Annotated in this window: 29 protein-coding genes; 8 read left to right on the top strand and 21 right to left on the bottom strand. The window is 38.3% G+C overall.

The genetic code is table 11. The annotated features are described in order from the left end of the window. Nucleotides 1-145 precede the first annotated feature (145 nt). From IQ276_RS32775 to IQ276_RS32705, 15 genes are all read right to left on the bottom strand, one after another. Complete coding sequence (locus IQ276_RS32775) at nucleotides 146-436, bottom strand: helix-turn-helix transcriptional regulator (RefSeq protein WP_193915670.1); 291 nt, start codon at nucleotides 434-436, stop codon at nucleotides 146-148. A 110-nt stretch (nucleotides 437-546) separates the two neighbouring features. Beyond that, nucleotides 547-1008 (bottom strand): type II toxin-antitoxin system RelE/ParE family toxin, encoded by a 462-nt coding sequence (locus tag IQ276_RS32770; RefSeq protein WP_193915673.1) that lies wholly within the window; start codon nucleotides 1006-1008, stop codon nucleotides 547-549. Nucleotides 1009-1079: 71 nt separating this feature from the next. Beyond that, nucleotides 1080-1715 carry a hypothetical protein gene (locus IQ276_RS32765; protein WP_193915675.1) on the bottom strand — a complete coding sequence of 212 codons (636 nt, stop codon included), beginning with the start codon at nucleotides 1713-1715 and terminating at the stop codon, nucleotides 1080-1082. Continuing rightward, nucleotides 1715-2788: an RAMP superfamily CRISPR-associated protein gene (locus tag IQ276_RS32760; protein WP_193915678.1), complete on the bottom strand. Its 1074-nt coding sequence runs from the start codon at nucleotides 2786-2788 to the stop codon at nucleotides 1715-1717. The genes IQ276_RS32765 and IQ276_RS32760 overlap by 1 nt, the downstream gene beginning before the upstream one ends. Then, on the bottom strand, nucleotides 2781-3266 hold the full coding sequence (locus tag IQ276_RS32755; protein ID WP_193915681.1) for a hypothetical protein: 486 nt from the start codon (nucleotides 3264-3266) through the stop codon (nucleotides 2781-2783). Before IQ276_RS32755 ends, IQ276_RS32760 begins: the two co-directional genes overlap by 8 nt. A 5-nt stretch (nucleotides 3267-3271) precedes the next feature. Continuing rightward, entirely contained in the window at nucleotides 3272-4204 is a 933-nt protein-coding gene (locus tag IQ276_RS32750; protein WP_193915684.1) for an RAMP superfamily CRISPR-associated protein, read from the bottom strand. A 25-nt stretch (nucleotides 4205-4229) separates the two neighbouring features. Beyond that, complete coding sequence (locus IQ276_RS32745; protein ID WP_193915687.1) at nucleotides 4230-4850, bottom strand: hypothetical protein; 621 nt, start codon at nucleotides 4848-4850, stop codon at nucleotides 4230-4232. Nucleotides 4851-4860: 10 nt separating this feature from the next. Beyond that, on the bottom strand, nucleotides 4861-5742 hold the full coding sequence (csx7, locus tag IQ276_RS32740; protein WP_235116170.1) for a type III CRISPR-associated RAMP protein Csx7: 882 nt from the start codon (nucleotides 5740-5742) through the stop codon (nucleotides 4861-4863). Nucleotides 5743-5757: 15 nt separating this feature from the next. After that, complete coding sequence (locus IQ276_RS32735; protein WP_193915693.1) at nucleotides 5758-6945, bottom strand: putative CRISPR-associated protein; 1188 nt, start codon at nucleotides 6943-6945, stop codon at nucleotides 5758-5760. 33 nt (nucleotides 6946-6978) lie between these two features. Next, nucleotides 6979-7401, bottom strand: a complete 423-nt coding sequence (locus tag IQ276_RS32730; protein ID WP_193915696.1) for a hypothetical protein — start codon at nucleotides 7399-7401, stop codon at nucleotides 6979-6981. Continuing rightward, on the bottom strand, nucleotides 7398-8654 hold the full coding sequence (gene csx10, locus IQ276_RS32725) for a type III-D CRISPR-associated RAMP protein Csx10 (protein ID WP_235116169.1): 1257 nt from the start codon (nucleotides 8652-8654) through the stop codon (nucleotides 7398-7400). Before csx10 ends, IQ276_RS32730 begins: the two co-directional genes overlap by 4 nt. Next, on the bottom strand, nucleotides 8651-9400 hold the full coding sequence (locus IQ276_RS32720) for an RAMP superfamily CRISPR-associated protein (protein ID WP_193916445.1): 750 nt from the start codon (nucleotides 9398-9400) through the stop codon (nucleotides 8651-8653). The genes csx10 and IQ276_RS32720 overlap by 4 nt, the downstream gene beginning before the upstream one ends. Continuing rightward, nucleotides 9397-11676, bottom strand: coding sequence for a type III-B CRISPR-associated protein Cas10/Cmr2 (gene cas10, locus IQ276_RS32715; RefSeq protein ID WP_193916447.1), 2280 nt, complete (start codon nucleotides 11674-11676; stop codon nucleotides 9397-9399). The genes IQ276_RS32720 and cas10 overlap by 4 nt, the downstream gene beginning before the upstream one ends. Nucleotides 11677-11688: 12 nt before the next feature. Next, nucleotides 11689-12600 carry a CRISPR-associated protein Csx3 gene (locus IQ276_RS32710; protein WP_193916449.1) on the bottom strand — a complete coding sequence of 304 codons (912 nt, stop codon included), beginning with the start codon at nucleotides 12598-12600 and terminating at the stop codon, nucleotides 11689-11691. A gap of 152 nt (nucleotides 12601-12752) precedes the next feature. Beyond that, complete coding sequence (locus tag IQ276_RS32705) at nucleotides 12753-13058, bottom strand: CRISPR-associated protein Csx3 (protein WP_193916452.1); 306 nt, start codon at nucleotides 13056-13058, stop codon at nucleotides 12753-12755. 103 nt (nucleotides 13059-13161) lie between these two features. Here IQ276_RS32705 and IQ276_RS32700 point away from each other — a divergent pair, with 103 nt between their 5' ends. The 3 genes from IQ276_RS32700 (at nucleotide 13162) to IQ276_RS32690 (ending at nucleotide 15889) form a co-directional block, all read left to right on the top strand. Then, entirely contained in the window at nucleotides 13162-14523 is a 1362-nt protein-coding gene (locus IQ276_RS32700) for a TIGR03985 family CRISPR-associated protein (protein ID WP_193916454.1), read from the top strand. A 7-nt stretch (nucleotides 14524-14530) separates the two neighbouring features. Then, on the top strand, nucleotides 14531-15112 hold the full coding sequence (locus IQ276_RS32695) for an HD domain-containing protein (protein ID WP_193916456.1): 582 nt from the start codon (nucleotides 14531-14533) through the stop codon (nucleotides 15110-15112). A gap of 144 nt (nucleotides 15113-15256) precedes the next feature. Next, nucleotides 15257-15889: a retropepsin-like domain-containing protein gene (locus IQ276_RS32690; protein WP_193916457.1), complete on the top strand. Its 633-nt coding sequence runs from the start codon at nucleotides 15257-15259 to the stop codon at nucleotides 15887-15889. A 101-nt stretch (nucleotides 15890-15990) separates the two neighbouring features. Here the strand turns inward: IQ276_RS32690 and IQ276_RS32685 are convergent, their stop codons facing one another. Genes IQ276_RS32685 through IQ276_RS32675 form a run of 3 tightly spaced genes read right to left on the bottom strand, consistent with a single transcriptional unit; the run spans nucleotide 15991 to nucleotide 17915 of the window. Further along, nucleotides 15991-16731, bottom strand: coding sequence for a dual OB domain-containing protein (locus tag IQ276_RS32685; RefSeq protein ID WP_193916460.1), 741 nt, complete (start codon nucleotides 16729-16731; stop codon nucleotides 15991-15993). Nucleotides 16732-16768: 37 nt separating this feature from the next. Then, nucleotides 16769-17218: a DUF488 domain-containing protein gene (locus IQ276_RS32680; protein WP_193916462.1), complete on the bottom strand. Its 450-nt coding sequence runs from the start codon at nucleotides 17216-17218 to the stop codon at nucleotides 16769-16771. Continuing rightward, the gene (locus IQ276_RS32675) at nucleotides 17202-17915 is read right to left on the bottom strand and encodes a DUF488 domain-containing protein (RefSeq protein ID WP_193916464.1); all 714 of its coding nucleotides are present in this window, start codon (nucleotides 17913-17915) and stop codon (nucleotides 17202-17204) included. The genes IQ276_RS32680 and IQ276_RS32675 overlap by 17 nt, the downstream gene beginning before the upstream one ends. Nucleotides 17916-18494: 579 nt before the next feature. Between IQ276_RS32675 and IQ276_RS32670 the strand changes: the two genes are divergently transcribed. Beyond that, nucleotides 18495-19352, top strand: a complete 858-nt coding sequence (locus IQ276_RS32670) for a hypothetical protein (protein ID WP_193916466.1) — start codon at nucleotides 18495-18497, stop codon at nucleotides 19350-19352. A gap of 94 nt (nucleotides 19353-19446) precedes the next feature. Further along, nucleotides 19447-20892 (top strand): hypothetical protein, encoded by a 1446-nt coding sequence (locus tag IQ276_RS32665; RefSeq protein WP_193916468.1) that lies wholly within the window; start codon nucleotides 19447-19449, stop codon nucleotides 20890-20892. Nucleotides 20893-21024: 132 nt separating this feature from the next. On the opposite strand, the gene IQ276_RS32660 is transcribed toward IQ276_RS32665, so the two are convergent. From IQ276_RS32660 to IQ276_RS32650, 3 genes are all read right to left on the bottom strand, one after another. Continuing rightward, nucleotides 21025-21375, bottom strand: a complete 351-nt coding sequence (locus tag IQ276_RS32660) for a DUF1257 domain-containing protein (RefSeq protein WP_015136553.1) — start codon at nucleotides 21373-21375, stop codon at nucleotides 21025-21027. Nucleotides 21376-21515: 140 nt separating this feature from the next. Continuing rightward, nucleotides 21516-23027 carry a stress-responsive protein Ycf46 gene (gene ycf46, locus IQ276_RS32655; RefSeq protein ID WP_190879866.1) on the bottom strand — a complete coding sequence of 504 codons (1512 nt, stop codon included), beginning with the start codon at nucleotides 23025-23027 and terminating at the stop codon, nucleotides 21516-21518. 93 nt (nucleotides 23028-23120) lie between these two features. Next, nucleotides 23121-23474 (bottom strand): slr0373 family blue light stress response protein, encoded by a 354-nt coding sequence (locus IQ276_RS32650; protein ID WP_190879864.1) that lies wholly within the window; start codon nucleotides 23472-23474, stop codon nucleotides 23121-23123. Between the two features lie 237 nt (nucleotides 23475-23711). Here IQ276_RS32650 and IQ276_RS32645 point away from each other — a divergent pair, with 237 nt between their 5' ends. The 3 genes from IQ276_RS32645 to IQ276_RS32635 all read left to right on the top strand — a co-directional run bounded on the left by IQ276_RS32645 (nucleotide 23712) and on the right by IQ276_RS32635 (nucleotide 26282). Next, nucleotides 23712-24242: a hypothetical protein gene (locus tag IQ276_RS32645; RefSeq protein WP_193916470.1), complete on the top strand. Its 531-nt coding sequence runs from the start codon at nucleotides 23712-23714 to the stop codon at nucleotides 24240-24242. Nucleotides 24243-24470: 228 nt separating this feature from the next. Continuing rightward, the gene (locus IQ276_RS32640) at nucleotides 24471-25625 is read left to right on the top strand and encodes an NAD-dependent epimerase/dehydratase family protein (RefSeq protein WP_190879931.1); all 1155 of its coding nucleotides are present in this window, start codon (nucleotides 24471-24473) and stop codon (nucleotides 25623-25625) included. 12 nt (nucleotides 25626-25637) lie between these two features. Further along, nucleotides 25638-26282 (top strand): DUF4291 domain-containing protein, encoded by a 645-nt coding sequence (locus IQ276_RS32635; protein ID WP_193924626.1) that lies wholly within the window; start codon nucleotides 25638-25640, stop codon nucleotides 26280-26282. Nucleotides 26283-26287 lie beyond the last annotated feature (5 nt).

Genomic DNA, 26287 nt, shown 5'->3' with positions numbered 1-26287 from the left:
ACAAAGCAGTTACCTAATACAATGTATTTGGTTAGTTTTAGTCCCCTTGCGGGGAAAGAGATGGGTACACATAAATGATATGTAGGCTAACATCTCACGGATAATTGTTTCCGTCCCCTTACGAGGAACTTATTATTTTAATATATCATATTTCAGATAGATTTTTAATAGAATCAAGAGCTTTTCTTGCAAGGTATAATCGGTAATTATTTTCTAAATTTATCCAAGATTGAACAGAAGTACCAAAAGCTTCTGCTAGTTTTTCAGCAATTTCAAGTGTAATCTGCCGCTTATCCTGAACAATTGCTGAAATAATTTCAGGTAAATCCTTATCTATTGCTACTAAATTAGCTTCCGTCCAGTTTCTGGCTTCTATTTCTTTTTGTAAAATTCTTCCTGGCGGAAAAGCTTTTACTGGTATTAAACGCTGTTGCATTGTTTCATTTCCTGTAGGATATGTAGTGCATCTCCTCTATTCTAGGTTGTAGAGACACTGGCGAAGCATCTCTACAGTTAATCAAGACTAAAAACTATCTGAGGTAATTTCTAGTGATGATAGTCAACAATCTCGATAATCAAAAGATACTTGCTAACTTCGTCCTCTTCAATCTTCATAATCAACCGCCAATTGCCAGTAAGCCATACAGCATAGTGTCCCTTGCGTTTTCCTTCTTCCAGCTTGTGAAACCCCAGATTCTTATATTGGTACAAATCCGACTTGTTGCTCACCATCTCGAGTATTTGCATCTTCTCAAAAAAGTTCTCAACAACAGCTACTGTGTATTTATGATAACCTTCTCCAGTCTCGTAAATCTTCTGTAGTTTTTTACAGTGGAAACGAGGATTTTCCCAAGACTTTTGTTTCTGAGGGCGCTTTTTATTCACTTTGGTATTTAGTGTTTCTTGGCGTGCGGATGAAGTCTTCATATCATTTATGTAGGTATCTATACCTTTACAGTTGAGATTTATGTCTCGTGTTAGGGGTTTACCACGGTTGTGTTTAGCCATACGGAAATAACTTGGTTAGTGATCAAACTACATATCCTATTCTAAGTAATAAATAACAAAAATCCAGAAAATCACTCAGTAAATCTGACACTTTTAATACTTCCATCATCCTTGAGGGCGCTAATTTTCACTTTTACTACCTGTCCTTCCTTTAAAGAGGCTGCTTTTCTAGGTTCTTTCTCAGTGAGCTTAATAGCTCCCAGCATCTCATAGGTTACCTTATTGCCCTTAACACCAAGTACGGTAGCGTCTAAAACTTGATCAATTTCAAACTTTTGTGATTGAAAAACGATCGCAATTTCCACTTGACGTTCAGAAATTTGTTCAAATTCTGTACTTTGAGAAATAGATATTTCCTCAATGGGACTAACTTTGTAATACCGCATCAAACGCACCGCCCAGCCTAAAATTTTTAACATCGTCTGAGCGTTTGCTTGTTGGTTTTGTAAGTACTGATTACACGCACGTTCGATATTGCGATAGTAGTCTGTGGTTCGGCCACTGTGTCCAATTTGCCTACCATTAGTAACTAAAGTTTTAAGATAGGTAAAAAATCGTCGTCCTGCGTCTGGTTGCTCTACAATGCTACGCAGATATGCAATAACTTTTCCTACTTCATTAACATCTGTGTCCTCTTTAACCAAAGTTATCGCTAAATTGTGAGCAAGTTGAGATTCGGCTTCTGTTAAAGATTCTGTAGTCAACATTAATACATTCCTTCTGGTGGTTCGCGGTCGGTTGGGTAGCGTAGAACTTCAGCGAGTTGTTGGAGTTGGGGAAGTTGAATAAGTCGGGAATGTGCTGTTTTAATTTGGGCGGCGATAAATTTTTGTAGTGTTTCTTCTGTGAGAAAATGATTGTTATTGGGGGTGTAAGTGGAGTAGTGCGATCGCAAATCCTCAAAATTTTGCAATATCCTCGCTTGGGTGACTTCTACAGTCATGGTTCCCATCCCAATCGGTTTACCACCACCAACTTTTAAAGCTATGGGATAATTAGAATCTTGTCCCAGCACAACAAAGAGTGTTCCTAATTCTTCAGGTTTCAGGTTTTTAAACTGTAATTGAGTAGTAAAAGTGTATTCTTTTGCAGCTTGTTGAACTGCAATTCCTTGATTTTGGCCTTTCTCAATGGCACGAATTGTATGATAATAAAATTTACGTCCAGAAACCTTTCCTCTGGTGTCAAAATATGCACTGCCAGGTTCAGGACGGGGACGATATAATGAAGGCATAAACCCTGTATTAAAACCTATATTTTCACACTTCGTATCATTAAACTCAATTAATCCCTGCCAATCTAAAGCCCCAAATACTTGACTAGCAGGACATAATTGTTGCTTATTTCGACATGGTAATCTTTCGCTTGGTATTTTATCCCGATATCTTGAAGTGACTACTGCAAGGGTACTATTTGTAATGGCTTCATATACAGAACGAACGCAACCTTTAAGAGAACTTCCTTGAATTAGAAGATGTTTATCAAGCCCTTGTACCATTGTTTTAATTAAAGGTACACGAGTTGCAATATCGCTACCAAGGACAACAACACCAGTAGAAACATGAAGTGATGTTTGCACTTTAAGTGTTAAAAACAAAGTTCCGTGCAGGCGATTTTTATCAAATTTATCGTGTCCAGCAGGATGTTCTAAGCGTGGGCGTTCTTGTGGAAAAGAAACAAATTTATATGGTTTTTGTGTGCTACTTCCCCCAGAGTCATCACGGGATGGAGGCTGAGAAGGTACTGGTTTTCGCGGTTTAGGTTTTGGTGTGTTAGTCATTTTCGTTAACCGTTAAGGCGACAAAATGAATAGTTGCAGTAGCAGAATCTTGGAAATATCTTTGTTTTACTGATATACTTTCAGGCTTGATAGGTTGATTATTTTCACCTTTAAAAGTGAAACCTTTAGGAAATCTTGTTTCTTCTGGGTTATGCCAATAAGCATTGCGATCGCAAATTTTCCAATCACCAGTTAATTTGTCAAAGCCTACTAATTGAAATTCTTCTTTACTGAGGATTAAAACTTCATATCCTGACTTGTATTTTTTCCATCTAATTTCATATATCGAATTAAATAGCTGTCCTTCAATTTCTCCTCTTTCATCAGGCAATTTCCTACAAATTCCACTTACAGCATGAGAATAACGCAAAAAATAATAACTTTGCGAGTTAGAGGGGTGACTAATTAAAGTACTTAGTTCATCATGTGCTACCAATTGCTTATGATATACATACCCCAGAATAAATTCTTCTTTCATGCAGCTTAAACCTCCTTACTCCATGCACGAACTGAACGCATAAATAAATCTTTTACACCAGATTCTGTGTCACCTTCCCATTTAAGTTGAACACCAAAATCTAATTCCATAGACTCTGCACGAATTGGAGAATCTTGATTATCTGGTTTAGAAAAACCATATTTTCCTGCTTCTTGTTGGGATAAAAACTCTCCTACTCCCAGTAGAAAAGTTGAGTCCCATTCCTGTGAATGTCCCAGTTGGCGAATTTTTCTGGTTTCAGAGTCAAATTGACATCCTGGATACTGGACAACTGCGCTATTGTATTGAACTCGAACCGTACCTAAACCGCGTGATTTTGCAAAACCTAACCCAAACCAACCATCATTTAAATCACGCAGTACCAAACCAATTAAACCAAGTTGCGCCAATGTAAAATTTTTGAGGTGAATTTTAGTACTAAATTCTCCCGCAGTGCAAACTTGATAATTGAAAGGGCCAACTGCAACAGAACCAAATACTCGGTCAATGGCGACACCGTTACGTTCTTCTAATTTCAATTCTGTCAGATTAACTGGATGTGCATCTTCAATGCGAATGCGACTTGCAATTGAGGTATTACCAAAAATTTGGTCAGTAAATGAAGATTGTTGATAAATTTCGTGACTTGCTAAATTTTTACCTAAGTAATCACCTTTCATCGGGTCACTAGCCCAGAGTTTTTTGGTATTATTATCACCGCCAACAGTGCGGACAATTCTTTCAGCATGGGCGCGAATCGCACCTTTTAAGCTGCTTCCAGGTAAATAAATTGACCAACCATCCCGATGAAAAGTTCTGACAAATTCCATATCAGGATTTGTAGGGTCTGCACCTTCACGTCCCGATTTAATCAGAATTGGCCCATCTGGGATGATGCTTAAATCAATAGTGCAATGGTTTACAAGTCTTTTGTGCATGGATGTATTTATTTCAGGTAATTTGTTAGGCTGCAACTAAATTATTCAGTTGTAATTCACATTGTTGAAATACAAAATTCACAGCAGCAAATAATTTATCGATTTCTTGGATGGTATAGTAAGTGCTATTTCTGGTAAATATTTCGCCTTCTAGCTTGCCAAATTGCCAGCGATCGCCATTAGAAACAATACCAAAAATTACTATTTGATATTCTCCATTTAATCTTTGTGCTGCAATCATTTCTGCTAAACATTGCGCCCAACCTGTTTCAAAGTTATCTTGCTTTGCTTCTACTAAAATGAAGTATGGCTTGTCAAAGACAAATTTTCCTAATGGTGAGCGTTTAGCTAAGATATATTCAGGAAAACCTGATAATTTTTCATCATAATTTAATGATTGATGACTCCAGAGAATAAAATGATGACGATAGGTTTTCCAAATTTCTTTGATGACGGGATAAATCAGATTTTCGCAGATAGCGAATTCCGAATTATCAACAACTGCATCCCGCATCATTAGTTCTAAATCTTCACGGAAATAGTCAGAAACTCTAAAAGCAAGTTCGCTGATAAAATTTGCTTCAGTATAGGTGACTTGAAATGCTTTGAGGACTTCACCGATAGTTTTGAAACTGCTGAAAGCCATATTAACCTCCTCAAGAATTTTGTGTTGCTTCGGTTGTATAAGTCTTAGCTTTATTTTCTCTTAAATGATTGATCAGCGAGTTCGTCCAATCTTGCTTCAAACTTAACTCTTTAACATCTTGATAGCTTGGTAGTTTCTCACCTGGATTGCTATTTACCAATTCTTGGAGGTATGTGAGTAATTTTTCTGGCTTGTTGTTGACATCAAGCCAGTACATCTTGTCAATTTCTAGTTTAACGACACCCAAGCCACGCGATCGCCCTCCACCCAGAGGTATTTGTTCAGTTTCAAATTGGTGTAAGCCAATCATCAACAGTCCCAGTTCCCAAGGTTCTGCATTTTCGACTACAGCTTTAAACTCAAACTGTGTCGCCGCTGGAACTACCTGGAAGTCGTAGAGTTTTCCATCTGCGGCTGTTTCAGTGTCTCTGTCTATGGCTACACCGTCTCTTTCTTGGTATTGTCCAAACCAGGTATCAGGGACTACAGTTAAATCTCTGACTTGGAATTTGCTAGCAATCCAGGGTGAACCAAAGAGGTGAGATGGTAGATCAGTTTGGTTGATAATTTCCCTTGTCAAAGCTTGGTCATCATCGTAAGCATCTTTTAACTGCTTCATTTCCTGGGATGTAATTGACCATTCATCTTCAATGGCTGGATTTGCCACGAGTTTGCGATTATTTCCTACAATACCTCTAAGGAAACTTTCGAGGCGCGATCGCATTGCACCTTTAAAGCTAGAACCAGGTATTAATGGATGACCTAATGCATCTTTTATTACGGGTAAATCTGAGCCAATTGGTTCACTAGAACGTCCAGCACTGATGCGTAATGCTGTGATTGTGGTGAGTTTACCTGTGATTTCTAGGCGATTTTTGAATGTGTCAAACATAGTTATTGGCTTCAATTACGTGGTTTCTTTTCCTTCTACATATTTATGAGTTCCATAATGTCGCAGCATTAATATATCACCGCGTTTTTGGCAACTCACTCGGAACTGTTTACCTACATAAAAATGGTCTACTCCTTGTTTATCTTTTGCTCCTTTATATGGATAATACTCAACCTGTTTGGCGACAGCCCTAGTATCCCCATTAGATTCTTCAAGCCATCTTGAAACTTTAGCAATGGTTTTTTGTAGTAAAAATCTATCATTTAAATCAGTAATTTTTTTATAATCTCCTCTGAAAGAGCTTTGATAATCGATTCTAGGAAAATCCAATAATTCTTGGATTAAAAAATCATGTTCACACTGTTTCCAAATAAGTTTTCCCCAGTTAGAAATATTCATTGTCCCATCTTTTTCTGCGACCAATGCTTCTGGAACAGTTGCAGTTTTATCTGGTGAAAAGCCAGCGCCAGCATCAAGTAAAGCTAAGGTAACTGCGTGGTCTTTCAGTTTATTTGTATCTACATTTATGGGTAGACGAGGTATTGTGATTAATTTTGAGTATTTGCCTTCAAAAACATAAATAATTTTATCGGCATAAAACATACCGATTGTATTCATACATCCTTGTAAAGCCTTAAAACCGCCTACTAAATTGAAGTAAATATCGTAATTGTAATAATCATTTTTTGCTTTGCGGTGAACCCAATCAATGAGGTTATCAATTCCTTGCTGAAAATTTTTAGTGCTTGCAGTTGAAAGTTGATCTGGTGTATAAATATCTACATATTCGACTTTATTAGTCAAATATTCTTTAACTAAATTTGCAGTTATTTTACCTTGTGCAGTCTCTGTAGTTATTAAATAGTGATGGTCTAATTTAGCTTCAGTTATTAAATAGTGATGGTCTAATTTATCTTCCTCATTTTTATTTGTATACAATTCATAAATGCCGTTTAATTCCGCGCTAGCTTTACGAACATCCCTAATATTATTACTATTAAGTATATTTCTGGCGACTTCTTCCAAATCTTGGACAGTTTGCCAAATATCTTCATAACGTTTGATTTCATCATCAGTATAGTTAGCTGCATCTTCTAGTCTAGTTAACCAATGTTCGATATCATCTTCTAAAAATTTATAAACTTGATTAGTAAGTAAACTTGTACCTACAGTAGAAATCACCAGTTTTGGCTTACGATACATAAGTAATTCTCCTTAAGACAATTGACGAAAAAGTTAAAATTCACCTTTGTTTTTATAAACCAGATAACGTGCACCATAACCTAAGTAGCGGCGAGTTAATTCTATCCGAATAAGCTTGAAATCATCTTGATTAGCTTCTGCATCAATTTGAATTTTTTCAGCAAGATTGTGAATTTTGTCATCGATATCATTAATAATTCTTTGGGCTAATGAATTTTGACCTCTACCCCATTTCTTATCTCGGCCTACTTGGTAAAGTAAAAAATTTTTAATTACCGCGATACTTTCTGTAGTATCTGCTACACGCACTAAATTCCGAAATTGGGACTCTTCTAAGTCTCCATATGAATTTTTATCTTTTAAGGCTTGTTCAATCGCATCAACAATTTCATCTTCTACTTTACGAATTCCAGTTTGAATCTTAAGTTGTTTCTGTTGTTCTAAAAAATTACTCATACCGCTTCCTCACGAAATACAAAATGGAAATCATTACAAACTTCAATTTGACCAAAACCTTCGCAAGTACGTTCTCCAACACCTTTAAATTCTAATTCTGCTAAAGCTGCATACCAAATTTGTGGTTGTTTGGTACTAAATAAATATACTGCTCCTTTATTTGTTACTAATTCTATATCTTTCATCAATCCCCAAGCTGAATTCCAACCTGAACGGTAATCATAACTGCTATAGGCTGCTTCGAGTTGTAGAGATTCATCATTAACATCTGTAAAATTTTGCAGCATTTGTGTGGAAATTACAGTACTACGTTGCCATTTTTCCGTTAATATTGCATCAGACTGTAAATTTAAACTAAAGTAAGTACGATTTTTTGGTAATTCTTGAAGTGGGTTGCCAAAAATAGACCATTTATCCCAGCGTACTTGTAGTTGATTCGTAAATGTGTCTATTTTTTCTTTTATACTATGTTTAATTTCTAATTCTTCCGCCCTAATTTCAACTTTTCCTAAACCACGTGAAGTTGACCCACCTAAACGAAAATTACAGCCATTAATATTAATGAATTGCTGTAGTTTTTCTAAAATTTTATTATCTGAAATGATAATTGCAGATTTGAAAATTACAGGCTTTTCATTTTTCTTGCTTGTTTGAGATTCGTTAATTACTTGAATACTGTATAAAATATCTTCTTCTGAAGTTGCAAGTTTTCGGTTTATACCAACTCGTGTCAATAAGCGTTTTGTAAGATTTAAACTATAATATTTAGCATTATATTTACTATAAAAACCTGTGTATGGCTCAACTCTTCCACCTTTCTCTTCTGGGCAATTTGGTTCATAACTAAATCCATAATGTTCTGCACAAAAACGGTCAATCAAACTGTCAAATACGCCATTTTTCTTTTCTGTTTTAAACCCAGATTTATTTTTAGAACTGAGTGCTGTTGCAGGTAAGACTTTAATTTCTTCAATTCTCCCTTTGGGAATCAGCTTACCTTTAATTTTTATTGATGGATAAGCATTTTGAAAAATGGCAGGAGTATCACTTAAAAATAATTCCTGAAAATCGCCACCATCGTTACTCAGATTATCAAACTGCTTACCTGATTGTTTGAGAATTTGACTTGCGATCGCTCCACGAATTACACTACCAGGAATATAATCTTCACATTCACTTATAGAACCACCTGGTTTTTGTCGAGAAATTGCTAAAGGAGATAATGCCTTAATTTCTAATTCAATACGTTTCACCTGATCTCTCCTTTTGCTAAAAACTGCAAAATTTCATCAATATCAACATTTTTTAATCGACTTTGTAATTCTTCTAATTCCCAATGCAGCCAACCTAAACCAGCCGACTTACTTCCACCCAAGGCATAAATTTGTCGCAAACCTGCCAAAATTAATACTTTTGCATAATCAGGTCTTTCAGGTGTGAGACTTGCTTGAATGTGTATCTCTCCTTGAAACTGAAGTTTTGCATTCACAGGTGAAGTTTCTAGAAAATAAAGTTTTTTCTCTTCTGCAATGCAGCGACGGCGATTAATTGTGACACCAGGACGTAAAACTTCTGGTAAATTTTCTGGTTCTTCTGTACAAACCAAATCATCAAAAATTACCCGTGAAGGTAAAATTGGATCGCCAAAAACTTGACTAATTAAACAGTGGTATGTATGTTCATATCCGGGAACTTTGTATTCATCTCGTTGAAATTTAGCAGGTGCATTATCTCTACGAATAACCATTCTTCCTGCATTGGGAGATTCAGAAATTTCCCATTTTAAACCTCGCAGCAATTTTTCGCATTCATGACGTACTCTACCTTTAATCTGTGAACCAGGAATTAGTAAGTTACGTTCTGAGTTACGGACAATTGGTTTATCTGCTAAAGAACCAGAAGAACCTCCTGCACCTACACATAACGCTGAGTCAATTACAGCAGTAATTGTATAAGTCTCTACTGTGTTAGAGTTGGATAAATCTTGAAGTTTTATCATAGCGCAGTCTCCATAGATGATAGTTGTGGAGATTCCGCATCTGAAAATTCTATTAAATCGTATACATCTACCATTTCTCGCCAGATAGTTTCATACATTTTTCCTTCAATATCGTACATCCAAGGTGCTATGTAACCTTCATTAGTTTTTGCCTGACACCATATATTTTCAAAATCGGTTTTAAGTGCTGATTGTCCTTTTTTAAGTCGATGACGAAAATAGTAATAATTTAAACTTGCTGTTCGCTTACCTCGTTCTAAAAAGCTCCGAATTTGATAGAGTTGTGATTTGGGAAATTCAGCTTTTCGCAATGCGTGAATAGATTTCAAAAATTTATCTAATTCTGGTAGTGTATAAGGTGCAGCGTACAGCTTCAGTTTTGCGCCTCTATTCTCAATCGTTAAAGCTTGTTGACGAAATTCTTCGATACTTGATGAAATCATGGTGACTGATTTCATGGTAAAGAAATCTACTGTACCACCATAATAGCCATTTTCTTTTAAGGTTTTAGCAGATTTTTTAGCAGATTTCATCAACTGGTTTGTTAAATCTTCTGCATAGTAAATAGGTGTATTATAAGCAGTAATCAATACACCGCTAGACATACTCAATTTACATTGGTCATGTTCTGATATTTTTTCATAACACCGATGGAATTTTTTAGAGCCAGCTAGATTATTTTCTACCTGATATTTGCCTTTTATTTTTACGCCTGATATTGTGACTGCTTTCAAAAGTATCTCTTCAAATTGCTCACCAATCATCTTAGCAATTTGTAAAGCTCTATCTGCTGGTACTATCAATAAAATGTCATCACCGCCAATCGTGATAATTTCAAACGGATGAATTAAATCACCATCTTGAATCTTTGATTCTGGTTCACTGATACCTTTGATTTCACGAGGATGCAGATTGTATGCCAAAGCTTGATAAACAGCATATTTTGTAGCATTTTCTATATCTTGGCTAAATTCTTGATATCCTTCAGGAGTGCCGATGTTTTGAATAAAACCACCCATATTATTACCATCTGCATATATGTAAGCAACATAGCCATTACTTACTTTGCCCAACTGAGTTAAAGATTGGGAGATTTTAATTTCTTTTGTATTGTTATTTCCATAATATTTATCAAATTGTTCTGTGTTTTTTATCAAAAAATCCTCAAATTTATCAAGCCAACTTTCGATTATTCCGGCTTCCCATTCTAGTCCAATATCTTGATACCATTTAGGTGTTTCAGAAATACCAGTTTTTGCTCTATCGCCTATTCTGCGTTTATAGATTAAAGTTTCAGAGAGATAAGGTTGTCCCGTTAGTTGATTTATATGAGCAATAGCAGAACGTTTATCACCTTCATGTCTTCTCAGGTAAGGATGAGTTTCAAACATTGGTGGATAGCAACGAATGAGACGATTTGGAATTTTATTGCCACTGCGACGCTGATTAAAACGAATTGCTAATTTTGTGGTTAGTTCATTAAAACTTTTATGCTTTTCAAATGTATCTTTAATTTTTGTTGAATCATCAACTTTTCCAAAACACGCCTCAACAATACTATTTTTATATTCTTTTTGATATTTTTCTAGCCAAAATGTGTCTGCAATATTATCTTTAAGCAAACCCAAGCGAATTTCTAAGAGTCTAAAAGTTTCTCCAACTGCACAAGAATTAGCAGTTAAGGTTTCTTTGGTATAAACTTTTTCTATAGCATTAGCTATATCATCTACAAAAGCCGCAGGACAAAAAGCAAGAATATTGCCACCAGTTGAGTAAATAATAAGTTCAGGAATTAAAGCATCTGATAAATTGGGTTTATTATAAAAATTTTCATTCAGCCATCTTCTAACTTCCCCACATTGGATATTGTAGTTGTGTCGTGATTCAGGAATTACATTAAAAAAAGCAGGTAAATCAACTAAGTTAATTCTATCTAAGAGTCCAGAAGCGCCCCGAATATCTGGTAGTTTAGATTCTTCAAAAACATATTGTTTTATTTTGGTTGCACCACCATAAATTAAGCCAATTTTTGATTCCCAAAGAATCGGATACTGTTTAGTTAAGTTTTCTAATTCGTCTACAGTTTTGGGAAATAGTAAATTATCTAATTGCTTTACTGCATCAACTAACGCCTGAAATTCCTCTGCAACTTGTTCCCCATTTTTCAATGCTTGGTGCATCTTTTGTAACACAGACAAATCATGTTGAGGTTTTTTCTTATCACCCCAAGCCAAACACCAAGCGATCGCTACACTAACAGAACTCATCTTATCCATTTTTACTTTACCTCAATTTAAACCCACCAAAACCCGCGCCAATGCTTGCACCATCGGACGACTAGAAACATCCTCCCCACGCTGCAACCGATGAACATTTCCTAAAAGAATCGGCGTTTCCCCCGAAATCGCATCACTTACACCTTCATAATCACTGTAAATAATTGCCACCACTTGCAAACCCAGACACTGACAAAATCCTTGCCAAGGTTCAATCTCAGCTTCATCTTTTACCAAAATCACTGCATGAGTCGCTTCGGACATAATCAAGCGGTTCTCCTCAGATATTCTTCCACCCACATCAAATATAAATATTGGTGTATTGATACCCCTGACTTCCTGCGCTTTCAGTTGTGCAAACTCTGGTGTAAATTTAGCCTTATATTCATCTTTTAACTTTTTCGCCAAATCCAAATCACGCCGTGCAGTTTCCCCATACCAAGAACCATCACCATCTGGACAACCAGAGATAAAATAAGACTCTGGTGCATGGGAAATCTGCAATAGCGCCTGTTTTAAACCATCCCGCAAGCAAGTCTTTCCGGTATTCGCAAACCCACACAGGACAACTTTGATACTGGATTGTTGTGGCGATCGCACTATATCCAAAATATCCCCTACTTTATACTCAGGGTGTTTGCTGATGGTGATCACATACCTATCCAACCCTTTATCGCCGATCTTGGGGTCAAAAACAGCGATCGCTTCATACAATTGAGATAATTTATCAGCTAATACTTGACTAACCAGTACCGATATGCGTCCATTAATTTTAATCAGGGAACCACCAGGAAGTTCACCTAAAGCTATCATTGCATCCAACTGCGCTGCTGCATCTCGCACAATGCGATCGCCTGTGGCAAGTGTTGCACCAAACCCAACTCTCAAAACGTCGCCTTCTAGCCTGATGTGATACGTTGTCATATAATTTCTTGGTATCTACACCCATCTTTTTATACAGCAGATTTCAAGTTAATCAAGTAGATATCTACCTTTCAAAGTTAGGCAGAGAGCCTATTCTGACTCCTGACTCCTGACTCCTGAATTCTGACTCCTGAATTCTTCTTCATCAAATATCAATCAATTAAGTCTCCCAGTTTATACGATGGATTGTGTGTGATACAAATCACATACTTAGCTAACTTAGGATCATAAAAACCGACTGCTCCGTAAATGTGAGCAAGTTTATGTGCTAAAACAAATGCTACAGGGATAGAAATCGGCCCGTTAATCTTAAGTAATTGCCCTCCTCCTAGTTCATCTGATGCGGCCATTTCCTCCAACCGGGCTGCTGCATCACGCACAATCTGGTCATTTTGAGCAGGTTCACCAAAATTTATCCGGAGAATTCCGTCTTTTAGCTCGATTTTGTAAGTACTCATTACCCTTGGCCTTATTTCATGGGTACATCATACACGCACTTGGAAGATACTTCTTCCAATACGCTGTATCTTAAAGAAAGTTATATTTATCGAGATTTGGCTGGTGTCTAAACTAGTTTTTCAAGATGTTCCACACGTTGAGCTGTTGCAGTGGTTAGCACGCGGTTCGCTCAAACAAAACTTGGGGCGGGGGATTCGGTTGTGGGTGTGGTTGCGATCGCTTTATGGTGACAATCAAGAGCGTGTAATTTCAGAAAATTCTTTCTCTTATGTAGACTGGCGGAATGCATTCTTCAGTGCTACACATCCAAAAGGAGAAGAAATTCCTCAGATACATGACTCTCATTGTCCTTGTGTCAAAACAACAGCCCAATGGTTGTTCAATGAAAAAACAGAAATTGTTTCTCATCAATGGCAAGAATTATTGCTTACTTACACTGGTATCACAGAATTTAAGTTGAACGAAATATTAAACCAAAGATTGTTTGGTGTAACTCGTCGTTCTTTGCAAGGCGATTTAGAAATTTTAGCAAAGTTGGGTTGGGTGGTATATAAAAATGAAAAATATTACCGTATCAGCGAGTTTCCGCCACGCCCAGTTACGTCTAAAGATGAAATTTATCCTAGCAAATTGAGTGCTTATGAATTGAACTTCCTGCATGAAGATTTAGTGGCGATCGCGCAAAATCATTCCCAACAAATCAACGGTATTCAGCGCTTTTTTATCGGATTAGATTATGTGATTCCTCCTACTACTCTCGATTTAGTTGATGATTGGCAATACGAGTTAAGACAGATTTGGACAAAGACCCCAGTACCGCCAATTAAAATCACTTATGACAGCGCCAGGACACGAAATGTTGTTACATGTATCGTTTATCCAGTTTGCATTTATTACATGCAAAGAGCAGTTTACCTCTGTGCTTATGGCGAAAGTCCCGATCGCAAAACTGACTGGTATAATTTTCGCCTTGATCGGATTCAAGAAATCACATCTTTAGAATGGAATGATGTCGAGATTCCCCAACATTTGCAAGAGCGTCATCAACAACCATCTTTGCTAAGTCCAGATTATATTGCTCAGGAAATGGCTAATGCTTGGGGGTTTGATTTCTACTTTCCCTCACGACTGATGTTGCTAAGATTTGACGGTGATTATAATGAACGTTACATTCAAAATACCATCCGCCACAAGACTTTTAAAGCCATCACTTACCAACAAGCACAGCGTTTGATTCGTCGTGAAATTACCCACGTACAACACCAACAAGCGTTATTAAAAGTATTAGTAAATCGTTCTCCTCAAGACGCTTACTACCAAGTTTATTATCGTCATCAAGATAATGGCATAATGATGCGCCTGCGTGCGTGGCGTCCTAGATGCGAAGTCTTGCTTCCTTTTGATTTACGACAAAGTATCGCTACTGATGTAGCCGAAGAATTTCAACTTTATCATCAACACTAATAGAGTTATGAACACAGTTAAACTCACAGAAAAATTTGAATCAGCTTTAGTTTATGCAACTCGTCTCCATGCTAATCAAACACGCAAAATTAGCGGCGTTCCTTACATATCACATTTACTGAGTGTAGCAGCTTTGGTAATAGAAGCTGGTGGAAGTGAAGAAGAAGCGATCGCAGCTCTGTTGCATGATAGTATCGAAGACCAAGGCGGTAAACTCACCCGTGAAGATATCCGTCAACGTTTTGGTGAAGTAGTAATAGCAATAATCGATGGCTGTACAGAGTGGGACACACCTCCTAAACCCCCCTGGCTAGAACGGAAACAGCGCTATTTAGAAAACCTGCGCCATGCATCACCATCTGTAAGGCTGGTATCATTAGCAGACAAATTGCATAATGCTAGATCGTTATTAGCAGATTGGCACCAACGGGGAGATGCTATTTGGGTTGAGTTTAATAATGGCAAAGAAAAGACTTTGTGGTTTTACCAGTCACTAATTGAAGTTTATTATCAAACAGGTAATGATTGGATGACACAAGAACTAGAACGAATTGTTAACGAATTACAATCGGGCGTGAAGAGACTATAGTTAAGGCAGGTGAAGTACCCACAAAGCAATTATGACCACCAACTTACCCATAGTCACAGAGATTGTACCAATTGTCTTGCAATTGCAACCCGCGATCGCTCTAACCGATGACCAATTTTACGACTTTTGTCAAACATTAATTATATGAACACAACACCGTCTAAAACTGAAAGAGATGAAATGCTCAAATGGTTGAATCGTAACCGCCAGATGCTATTGGATTTATATAAAAATCAATATATTGCTTACAATGCAAATGGAATAATTGCTCACAGCGAAAACTTACGCGAAGTTTTAGCATTAGCTAATGCGGCAAAACAGCCTTTTTTAATTTACCTAGTTCCTCGTCGTACTGCTTCTGTAGAAATTTTACCAATTCGCTTCCGTAGTATAGCTCGCCATGATTGGCAACCAAATTATAGCGTTATTTTAAAACACAGAGATATAGAATCTAATACAACAATGTTAGTAGATTCTGGTGCGGAATTAAGTTTAATTTCATTGAAAGTTGGTCAAGATTTAGGCTATGCTTTGGCTGATTCAGAATCAACTTTGTTGGCAGAAACTATAGGTGGCAGAGTTGAGTATGTTTTACGTAATGTAGAAATGATAATTGACGAACACAATTTGATTGCTCCTGTAGCATGGTTACAAACCAATACAGGCGGAGAACAATTGCTTTTAGGGCGAGAAGTTGTATTTGATAAATTTAATATTGAATTTCGGCAAGCTGAGGAACAAATTATTTTTACATGGCGTGAAGATTTGAAATCATGAAAAAGCGGACTACTATCAGTGAATAAATTCGCCCTCAACTCGAAAAGCCTGATTCCCTACTCCCTGCCTAAGGAAATAATTTCAACAATCAAAGGGAACTACTATATCCATCCAAAACGTTTCTTAATATCTGCAACGTTGATAACTGCTGCAACTAATTTATAACAAAATTCTTCTTCTGTTTCTGTTGGTGAAAAAGGTTCACCTAAGCTAATGGTTAGGAGAAAATTATTACAATCATAATTTTCTAGTTCAAGTTTTTCTATAACTTCTTCACAAGAATATATTCCCTCTTCCAAACATTCAAGTTGAGATTTCCAGAGAGGATCGGTAATCGGAAAGTTATAACTTGTTCCTCCCAATGAGAAATTAGCTCTATATTTTTTGTGTTCTGGATTAATTTCCCATTGAAGTTCACGGGGCTTTATCAAGGCTAATGAAGATTCAGCCGCCACTAATTTCAAGTCATTATAGCATATTCGTTTATCTGAATTTCCTAAAAGTTCCGCAGAACAAGAGTGTTTTATCACTTCTGGATTCAGAAGTTGTTGAACTTGAGAGAGAGTTGGAGTACCGACAGTTTTCCATAACTTATTCGGTTCGATTAACCAATTTTCTGGGTGGTGACATCTTCGTTGAGGTCTAGAACATTGAATTCGGATAATGTCAAAAATTTGAGGTTCTCTGCCATCTTCTAGAGTGTAATGTTCTGGATATAAAGTACCATCTTTTTTATTGGCAATTGGACGAAACCACCCTAAACCATCGGTTCTGATACCAGCAATACACATTCCGCCATGCTTGGTAGATTTGGCAAGGCAAATAATATCAAAAGTAGGCATTTTTAACCTCCTTTTTGCACCGCGATCGCTATGATATTTAGAGGTGATGGATGTTGATAGTTTTGTCTAGCTTACGTTGCAGATACTCAGCAACTAATCGGCGATGGCAATTATGAGGCTTTGCCTCACTACACAACAAACATCCTTCATTCAGAAGGTCTAAAGAAACCTTCTTCTCAATCTTTCTCTCTGTAATGAGTTGATTGAACCTCTGTTCATATATTGCCCAATTTATTTGCTTCTTTTTATATTCGTCGAGAATATCTTTAGTTGGAGCCAAATCAAGAATGTGAATGTATTCAATTCCCCCAATTTTACGGAGAAAATACTCTAAATCTTGCTTTTTTGTAAATCCAGCAAGTTGTGAAGCATTGTTAAGTCGAGTATCAATGACTCGTTTCACACCAACATTGAGAAGTGTTTCAAAGAACTGCTCTGCTTTTTTCTGTGTAAACCCAATAGTAAATAGATTAACTAGCTGATTCATGAGATTGCTCTAGCTCTATGTTTTCTACATACGCTATTTTCTCACCTTGGAGTTGATATGCTTTTTGAATTAATTCTTCACGCAGGAGAGGTTTAGCGATAGGAGCCATTTCTTGATAATTGCGATCGTAAGGATTGATATCAAACAGAGAAAGCTGTTTCCCTGACTGATTATCATGATTTGAATCTGGAGAAGCAGGTAATAATTTGTCTAGATGGTGTATCTTTAGTAATCTTCTTTCTAATAATTCATGTGACTCTAGTTCACCATTTTTATGAATATGTTTAATTTCTAAACCAGCCTTCTGCAAATGTGGACACACCAAAATAGATCTATGACAAACGATAGGATCTTGTTCAGCACACATCAAAGTAATTTGATGTTCTTCAGTACCTTTAACAAGACGATTTAATCCCGTAGCAAAAGCTTCTGTTACAGCAATCAAATCATAGCGAGCTACACCTTCTACATAACAGCTTCTATCATTAGGACGGGCACCAAGGTTATTACCAAGGAAAACATACGCTATATTTGCAGTATTTAATGCAGTTTTTAAAGAAGCTTGGTTGAAGTGTGGAAATCTATGGCTATAAGGGCTGGAACGTACATCAGCTACAGCAGTAATTCCGTGTTGCTTTAAAAGTGCGATGAAAGTTTCAATTGAATGATTTGAGTGACCAATTGTGAATATTGTCATAATTTATCATTATCATCTGTCATATTTTATAGCAGCGATTAAAGCGCTGCTACTGTAATATAGCCGTAGTCGTCAAATAGCTTCCCCAGATATGAAGGGATTCTCAGCACCTGACCTTAAGTATATGCGGCCTTTTGCTGAGGCTTACCCAGATGAAGAGAATGTAATTTAAGACACTGTACAGTAAAATGTTACTACCTGGGTTGATTTTATATTTAAGTCAAGTTTGGTAGAAAATGAATTCAAAATCTTAAAACCTATATAAATTTTTAGTAATCACAGAAAAATTACTATAGTAATCTTACTTAATTTAAATGTATACTTTATCTAGGTTTTAGAAAATAAACAAAAAGATAAACAGTTCATTTTTTCCAATAAATTAATTTACTACTATTAACTCGATTAAGTATATCTTGTACTTTAAATTAAAATCATTTGATGCTCATCCCATAATCAAATAAATACTTCCAGAGTCTAATTTAAGTGTTTATACAATTATGATTGTAATCATATTTTGAATATATTGTATTCAATGGCCCTTCTTAAGGCAACCAATTATTTTTATTTTTTGAGGAATCAATGTTTAAAAGAACATACAGGAAAGAGGCTCAACAGAGGCTACGCAGTGCAGTAGATAAATATGAAAACGTCTGTAAGTCTTTACAAGATGCGGCTGCAAGTCTTTATCAAAAGCGAGTAAAGCGTGGAGTTGAGACTATTAAACTTTGCGAAAGTTACATAAACACACTGGCAAATTCCCCAAAAGAATTTAGCAAAGTTATTGCTGAACTTAAATTTCAGCTTCAAGAAATTACAGGCAAAGACTGGGAACTAATTTATGCAGGCACTAACAAAAACTTCGTAGCAGGTTCTACTGCTGGTGCTGGATTAGTCGCCGGTGCAGGAGTTGCCTTTCTTGGCCCGACAGCTGCAATGGCATTTGCAACCACTTTCGGCACAGCGTCAACAGGTGTGGCAATATCTTCTCTTTCTGGTGCTGCGGCTACTAATGCTGCTTTAGCCTTTTTAGGTGGTGGTGCGCTTACTGCTGGAGGTAGTGGTATGGTAGGTGGAAGTGCATTTCTAGCAATGGCTGGGCCTGTTGGCTGGGCTATTGGAGGTGCAGCTTTAGCTACTAGTGGATTATTTTTAGAGCATGAAAATAAGAAAATTGGCAAAGAAGCCAATAGCCGCGCCTTTGAAATTGAAGGTTTGATACCTAAAGTCAACGCATCAAGACAAGAAGTAGAACTTATTGAGAAAGAAACTATTAGATTAGCTGATCTCATTTATAGCGAAATCCAATACTTTCAAAAGAATGCTCCTAAAGATTACCCAGAATTCAGTCAGCCTTTCAAAGAAAGACTGGCAGCTTTAATTAATTCTATCCATGCGCTGAGTCAGTCACTCAAAAAAACAGTAGACCTCAAGCTGTAGAAAGAATTTGTAAGTTTATAGTGAGCTACTAACCTCGTTTCTTTGGTAGCTCAATTATTTTGCTATATCAATCAATACATGAAAGGTTTGGTATATGGATAAATTGGAAAATAGACATCAGACAAATCAATTTATTGCTGCAATAGTATTAGAAGATAATTTGCACCATGCAGAACAACTAACTGCGGAACTCAGTAAACAAGATCAAGCCTTTTTTGCAGCTATTCAAGAAGTTGATAAAGTCCGTGATTTTTTAGCTACCCCTGAAAATATCTTGGGAAATACAAGCACAAAACACGGTGAAATAGCTGAACAAGTAGAAGTTGGTATTCGTAATGCTAAATCGCTCTTGAACTCTTCGACTCCTCGCGCCACATTTGAGGGAGTTGGAAGAACAGCACCAGAGGATTATTTAATTAACGGGGTTCAGGTACAGTCTAAATTTATCAATGGTACGGGAAATACTCTGGATCATGTTCTCGACCACATGAAGAAATATGATAATTTTGGAAGAGATGGGTCTTTTTACCATATCCCTAAAGATCAGTATGAAACTATTCAAAAAATTTTGAATGGTGAAAATGTAGAAGGAATAACAACTCGTACTGCTCAAAGAATACAAGAAAAAGTTCATGAGATAGAACAGCTTTCTGGCCGTCCTTTTAATCAAACTGTCCAATCTGCATCATCTAACTATTCAGATGTACAAATAGGTAAAGTGGATGAGACGCTAGATCGCTATGATAGAGAATTAAAAAGAGATAACGCAGAAATTAAAGACAGAATACGTACCGAAGCTGAACCTAACATAGCTGATTTTGGACGAGTTGCTGTTAAAGGTGCAGTTATAGGAGGTAGCATTAGATTTGCTACTAAAATTTATGGTAAGTATAAAAAAGGAAAAAATGTTTTTAAAGGTGAGTTAACACTTGAAGACTGGAGAGAAGTTGGCCTAGATACAGCTAAAGGTGCTGCACTGAGTGGTATATCAGCAACGGCAATTTATGGGTTAACGAATTTCACCGAGATGTCTGCACCCTTAGCTGGTGCATTTGTCAGTGCTGGTATGGAAGTTGCCAGTTTGGTCAAAAGTTTGAATCGCGGAGAAATTTCTTCAGAAGAATTTGTAGAGTTGAGTTTATTTGCTTGTGCAGATTCCGCAATAGTGGCAACTGGAGCAGCCATAGGACAAGCATTGATACCTATTCCTGTGGTTGGTGCGGTTATTGGTTCAATTGCTGGTCGTATAGTTTCTGATTTCTGCAAAGATTTATTAGGAGAAAATACAAAACTTTGTAAGCAAGTAGAGCAACATTATCAAAAATTCCTTGCTCAAATTGATCAAGATTACAAGGCTACTGTCGATAATATTATTGCTACTTATGAAAAATTGGATAGCTTAGCTCAAGCAGCTTTTAACCCTAATTTAAATATAAAATTGAGACTGCAAGCAAGTATTGAACTAGCTGTAGCATATGATGTTTCTGATTCCGACATTATTCACAATGTAGATGAGCTAGACTTATTTATGTTTAGCTGAGTGCGACTGAACAATACAATTTTATAAAAATTAGATAGGGACTGAGATTTATTTCTCAGTCCCGAAAAAAAAGCGGGCTAACCGCTAATGCCTGGTTAACCCGTGCAGCTTTGGGAACGCGCAGAGAAATTGTTATTGCAATACCAACTTCACATTGGCGTTTTGTAGACCGCGCTGTTTTACTTCAGCCAAGGTCTTGTTAACAGCATATTTTTGGTTAATGGAGTTGATCAACTCGGTTTGGTTGTGCTTTTTAGCAACGCCCCACAGGTCAGCGATTAGGTCAAAAGAACCATCGCTGTTGCGAGACCAGCCCAAGTCATATTCGCCTTCCAATACGGCAACGATATCGGAACGAACGCGCTGACCGTTATAACCACGGACATCAGCTTCAGTCTTTACGCTGATACCGAGGTCGCGCAAAGAAGCTTTGAGGATTTCGGCATCGGTGATTTTGGTACGCAGGGTGCTAAAGTGAGACATTTGGGTTTCCTCCAATGAGAAGATTGAGAAATACGACAACGGTTTGTTTTGGGCGAAGCCGCACTTAGCAGGAGGCGGCTTTTTTCATAACTGCTAGCACTAAAGCTAGCCTTTCCCCCTGGGATGGCAGAGGAAAGCTTTTAAAACTCCATTCGCTGATATTCAGCAACGGAGGATGCTGCGGGACGCGCTCGCTGTCTGGCCCAATCTCTCAGAGCCGTTACTTGTTCTTGCATCGTTCGAGACAGCGGCAATGTTGCCTTCAGCGCAGCAATAATATCTAGTTGTGTGAACTCCCGATCTTGGGCAAAAGCTTCATACATTGCCGCAACGATCGCTTGTTCAATTTCTGCACCAGAGAAGCCATCAGACATCTTAGCTAGTTGCTCAAGGTCAAATCGAGAGATGTCTTCGCGGCGCTTCGTTAGGTGAATATTAAAAATATCTTGGCGTTCTTCTGGAGTTGGCAAGTCCACAAAGAAAATTTCATCAAAGCGTCCTTTCCTCAGAAATTCCCCAGGTAACCGTTCAACTCGGTTGGCGGTTGCCATAACAAACACTGGAGATTTCTTATCTTGCATCCATGTCAGGAAAGAACCGAAGATTCTACTTGAAGTCCCGCCATCAGAATCGGAGGAGCCTGCACTACCAGCAAAAGATTTATCCAATTCATCGATAAACAAAATTGCTGGGGAAATAGATTCTGCTGTTTTCAGGGCGTTACGCAAGTTTGCTTCACTTCGTCCCACCATTGAGCCGTCGTAGACTCGCCCCATGTCCAATCGCAACAGTGGTAAACCCCACAGTCGGGAAGTAGTTTTGGCAATTAATGACTTACCGCAACCGGGAACTCCTAGAATTAACATCCCTTTTGGTTGAGGCAAACCATATTCTCTCGCTCTTTCTGTGAAAGCGTTAGAACGCTGCTTGAGCCATCTTTTTAACTCTTCTAAGCCACCTACAGCATCAATGGTTTCATCTTCTTCAATGTATTCTAAGATACCATTGCGCCGAATTAGTTGCTTTTTCTCAGATAAAACGATATCTACCTCATCTTCCGTCAAACGCCCTGTAGTTACCTGTGCCTTACGGTAGACTTTTTCAGCTTCATCTTTGGTTAAACCCAAAGCTGCCCTGAGAAGTTTTTCTCTAGCCTCTGTTGTCAACCGCCGCCCACGATTTTGGTCTATGTGATAAGTCAGTACTTTATTCAACTCAGCCATATCTGGCAGGCGAAAGTCCAGAACTACAACTTCCTTTTCCAGTTCTATAGGTACTTGCTGCATCGGGGACATCAAAATGATGTTCTTTTGCGTACCTTTGAAGCTGGCGATCGCATCACGTAACGATCTGGTGGTTGCAGGCGCATCAATAAACGGATGTAAATCTTTAAGAATAAATATACTTGGTTCTTTTTGCCGGATAATCCACTCAATTGCCGCCTCTGGAGATACGGTATTGTGTTGGGTGACATTCCGGGGTTGACCGTACTCCACAATGCCGTGTGTTACTGTCCAAACAAATACTCGGCGCTGGGGCTTTAACAACTGGGCGATCGTGGAAATTGCTTGCTCAGCCCGCTCCTCCTCGGAGGTCACAAGGTAGATTAAAGGGTATTGAGCTTGAATTAGGATATTGAGCTCTTCTTTCATACATCGACCTTCTCGAGACCTTATAGAGACAGTAGAGACATTGCTTTCGGTAAAGGCAACCGAATGATGAATTTAGTCATTCATCATTCCTATCTAGCAAGGAACCAACTCTTCCTCACCCTTGGGATGGGTTTCATCTTCATCCATTTCATCAATGGAAAGATGCTCTTGACCAACTACTCCTGGTTGATTGCCCAAATTAACCAGTTCCCCATCACGTAAGACTAGTGAGCTATCACAAGTTGGGCATGAATAAACTCTATGAGTCCGCCCATAAGATGAAGCTTCCACTTCATCAACTAATTCTGAATTAGACAGGTAAAAAACGAGGGCACGTTCGGCAAGTTCTGACATGTGTTGGCAGTCAACTGCTGAACGAATCTTCAGTTTTCTGTGCAACTCTGGCGATAAATACAAAGTGACCTTTTGCTTAGTTTGCGTTTGCATATAACTCTTTAACGGTCTTACCCGGGTATGTATATCAAGTTATCGGTTCTTTTATTGGTTGTCAAGACGGTAAAACGTTTTGACGGCAGTTTCGTTACATTTGTTTATATTTGTGGCTGAAATGCTGTTGATAACTAGCCATGCTGAGATTTTTCCGGCAACGAGAACTAGTTATGAAGCAATGATTGACTGACTTGGCTTATTTTTTAATTACTTGTGGCAAAATGCGTGATGTAAATGGCTACTGCTAATAAAACCTGTACTTTGGGGCGAATAATTTATCGGTTTGCCGCCAGCGTTAGCTCTTTCACTGCCCTGTTAATAATCCTGTGGGGTTGTGCTGGGACTGATTTTAACGTCGAAGCGATCGCCTGGAAAACTTATAGCAACTCCCGTTATGGTTTTGAGTTTCCATATCCCAGTAATTGGACTTCTTTGGCAGCCCCAGAAAACAATGATGGAATTACGTTTATTTCACCACAGGATAACTCAGTGAAAATTCGCGGGTGGGCAAGTCAACAGCTACCAAATTCCATTGTCAAAGACCAGGAGCCTGGGAAAAAGATAAAACCCAACTTTCAGACTGCCCAAGGAATATCTGGGGTACTGGTTGTAGAAGCCGACCAACGAGCAGCTTCAATGACACTGACACTAACTCAGAATCAAGTGAAATACTACTGGCAGGGACGAAGTAACAGCCAAAAATTTCCAGATTACTACCCCTTGTTTTATTACATTGCCCAGCAGTATCGGATTCCAAAGTCTTAAGTTATGGAGCATTGGGAGTGCTGTTAGCGATACCGGGGCGGTGAGCCGCGTGCTGAGTTATTTCCCCCCTGCATCCCCTGCTCTCTCATCTCCCTCATCTCCCTCATCCCCCCTACTCCCTACTCCCCACTCCCCATTCCCCTAAAATCTACATCTCTCTCAGAATGATGATTGAGAGGGGACAGAAACCTGATAGATTTAGCTATCAGCGAGTAAAAACTGGTGAAGATGAAAGTCCTGGTTATTGGTGGCGATGGATATTGCGGTTGGGCAACTGCTCTTTACCTTTCCAATCGAGGTTATGAAGTTGGAATTTTAGATAGTTTGGTGCGGCGGCACTGGGATAATGAGCTGGGTGTTGAAACTCTCACCCCGATCGCACTTATTCAGCAACGCCTCCAGCGCTGGCAAGATTTAACTGGTAAATCTATCGACCTGTTCATTGGCGATATTACTAATTACGAGTTTCTCAACAAAGCATTACATCAATTTCAGCCAAATGCCATAGTGCATTTTGGCGAACAGCGCTCGGCTCCATTTTCGATGATTGACCGCGAACATGCAGTTGTCACCCAGGTAAATAACGTAGTTGGTACGTTGAACATACTGTATGCCATGCGGGAAGATTTCCCAGATTGTCATTTGGTGAAGCTGGGGACGATGGGTGAATACGGTACACCCAACATTGACATCGAAGAGGGGTACATCACCATTGAACACAATGGACGCAAGGATACCCTACCTTATCCCAAGCAACCTGGTTCGATGTACCATTTGAGCAAAGTCCATGATAGTCATAACATTCACTTTGCTTGCCGGATTTGGGGATTGCGGGCAACGGATTTAAATCAGGGTGTGGTTTACGGCGTCTTAACCGAAGAAACGGGGATGGACGAATTATTGATTAATCGGCTGGATTATGATGGCGTGTTTGGTACCGCACTGAACCGTTTTTGTATTCAAGCAGCCATTGGACACCCCCTGACCGTTTACGGCAAAGGTGGACAAACTCGCGGATTTTTGGATATTCGGGATACAGTCAGATGTGTGGAATTAGCGATCGCTAACCCTGCCGAAGCTGGCGAATTCCGCGTATTTAACCAATTTACCGAACAATTCAGCGTCGGCGACTTGGCATTATTGGTGAAAAAAGCTGGGAATGCAATGGGGTTGAATGTAGAAATCAATCACCTAGATAATCCCAGAGTCGAGAAAGAAGAACATTACTTTAACGCTAAAAACACCAAATTGCTGGATTTAGGTTTACAGCCGCATTTTCTTTCTGATTCTTTACTTGATTCTCTGTTAAACTTTGCAATCAAGTATCAAAAACGAGTTGATAAAAAACAAATTCTGCCCAAAGTCTCTTGGCACAGAAGTTAGAGTTTACCCCACGTGCGGCTGATAACGGAACCTTATTTAACTCAAGTCAATAACTGGCCAAAAACTGGTCGTCATATCCTAGCACAATATGACGACCATTCAATAGTTGTTTATCAGGCATATCGTCCAGCTATTGGGAACTTCGCCGCCACCTACGGTTATTTTGGTGGTAAGTTCAGTTTTGACCGCATGAGTTGGATAAAACCTAACTTCCTCTGGATGATGTATCGTTCTGGATGGGGTACAAAAATTGGGCAAGAGGTAGTGTTAGCTATTTGGATTAAGCGTTCAGCTTTTGATGAAATTTTAAGAGCGGCTGTTCATTCGAGCTACGTTCCAGAACTTTATCCCAATATAAGTGCGTGGCAAACAGCACTGAAGCACTCACAAGTTCGCTTGCAGTGGGACCCAGACCATCACCCATCTGGGACAAAATTAGAACGACGTGCTATTCAGTTAGGGTTACGGGGTCAAGTGCTAACTGCTTACGCCAAAGATTGGATTTTAAACATTGAGGACATCTCAGACTTTGTACAAAAGCAGCGCCAAAACATTAAGTCTGACTGTGAACAATTGATTACACCACGGGAGATAGTTTACTCTGTGTTTGATAGCGAAACGCAAGAAAAGCTGAGATTATCTGCCTGGACTGAATAGTTTTT

The sequence above is a fragment of the Desmonostoc muscorum LEGE 12446 genome (assembly GCF_015207005.2).
Lineage (GTDB): Bacteria > Cyanobacteriota > Cyanobacteriia > Cyanobacteriales > Nostocaceae > Nostoc > Nostoc muscorum.
Note: the sequence above shows the minus strand (reverse complement) of the source record. Positions and strands in the feature narration are given on the sequence as shown.

Coding starts and splice junctions, on each gene's coding strand:
- IQ276_RS32775 (WP_193915670.1), bottom strand. CDS start 436: ATGCAACAGCGTTTAATACCAGTAAAAGCTTTTCCGCCAGGAAGAATT.
- IQ276_RS32770 (WP_193915673.1), bottom strand. CDS start 1,008: ATGGCTAAACACAACCGTGGTAAACCCCTAACACGAGACATAAATCTC.
- IQ276_RS32765 (WP_193915675.1), bottom strand. CDS start 1,715: ATGTTGACTACAGAATCTTTAACAGAAGCCGAATCTCAACTTGCTCAC.
- IQ276_RS32760 (WP_193915678.1), bottom strand. CDS start 2,788: ATGACTAACACACCAAAACCTAAACCGCGAAAACCAGTACCTTCTCAG.
- IQ276_RS32755 (WP_193915681.1), bottom strand. CDS start 3,266: ATGAAAGAAGAATTTATTCTGGGGTATGTATATCATAAGCAATTGGTA.
- IQ276_RS32750 (WP_193915684.1), bottom strand. CDS start 4,204: ATGCACAAAAGACTTGTAAACCATTGCACTATTGATTTAAGCATCATC.
- IQ276_RS32745 (WP_193915687.1), bottom strand. CDS start 4,850: ATGGCTTTCAGCAGTTTCAAAACTATCGGTGAAGTCCTCAAAGCATTT.
- csx7 (WP_235116170.1), bottom strand. CDS start 5,742: ATGTTTGACACATTCAAAAATCGCCTAGAAATCACAGGTAAACTCACC.
- IQ276_RS32735 (WP_193915693.1), bottom strand. CDS start 6,945: ATGTATCGTAAGCCAAAACTGGTGATTTCTACTGTAGGTACAAGTTTA.
- IQ276_RS32730 (WP_193915696.1), bottom strand. CDS start 7,401: ATGAGTAATTTTTTAGAACAACAGAAACAACTTAAGATTCAAACTGGA.
- IQ276_RS32720 (WP_193916445.1), bottom strand. CDS start 9,400: ATGATAAAACTTCAAGATTTATCCAACTCTAACACAGTAGAGACTTAT.
- cas10 (WP_193916447.1), bottom strand. CDS start 11,676: ATGGATAAGATGAGTTCTGTTAGTGTAGCGATCGCTTGGTGTTTGGCT.
- IQ276_RS32710 (WP_193916449.1), bottom strand. CDS start 12,600: ATGACAACGTATCACATCAGGCTAGAAGGCGACGTTTTGAGAGTTGGG.
- IQ276_RS32705 (WP_193916452.1), bottom strand. CDS start 13,058: ATGAGTACTTACAAAATCGAGCTAAAAGACGGAATTCTCCGGATAAAT.
- IQ276_RS32695 (WP_193916456.1), top strand. CDS start 14,531: ATGAACACAGTTAAACTCACAGAAAAATTTGAATCAGCTTTAGTTTAT.
- IQ276_RS32690 (WP_193916457.1), top strand. CDS start 15,257: ATGAACACAACACCGTCTAAAACTGAAAGAGATGAAATGCTCAAATGG.
- IQ276_RS32685 (WP_193916460.1), bottom strand. CDS start 16,731: ATGCCTACTTTTGATATTATTTGCCTTGCCAAATCTACCAAGCATGGC.
- IQ276_RS32680 (WP_193916462.1), bottom strand. CDS start 17,218: ATGAATCAGCTAGTTAATCTATTTACTATTGGGTTTACACAGAAAAAA.
- IQ276_RS32675 (WP_193916464.1), bottom strand. CDS start 17,915: ATGACAATATTCACAATTGGTCACTCAAATCATTCAATTGAAACTTTC.
- IQ276_RS32670 (WP_193916466.1), top strand. CDS start 18,495: ATGTTTAAAAGAACATACAGGAAAGAGGCTCAACAGAGGCTACGCAGT.
- IQ276_RS32665 (WP_193916468.1), top strand. CDS start 19,447: ATGGATAAATTGGAAAATAGACATCAGACAAATCAATTTATTGCTGCA.
- IQ276_RS32660 (WP_015136553.1), bottom strand. CDS start 21,375: ATGTCTCACTTTAGCACCCTGCGTACCAAAATCACCGATGCCGAAATC.
- ycf46 (WP_190879866.1), bottom strand. CDS start 23,027: ATGAAAGAAGAGCTCAATATCCTAATTCAAGCTCAATACCCTTTAATC.
- IQ276_RS32650 (WP_190879864.1), bottom strand. CDS start 23,474: ATGCAAACGCAAACTAAGCAAAAGGTCACTTTGTATTTATCGCCAGAG.
- IQ276_RS32645 (WP_193916470.1), top strand. CDS start 23,712: ATGGCTACTGCTAATAAAACCTGTACTTTGGGGCGAATAATTTATCGG.
- IQ276_RS32640 (WP_190879931.1), top strand. CDS start 24,471: ATGAAAGTCCTGGTTATTGGTGGCGATGGATATTGCGGTTGGGCAACT.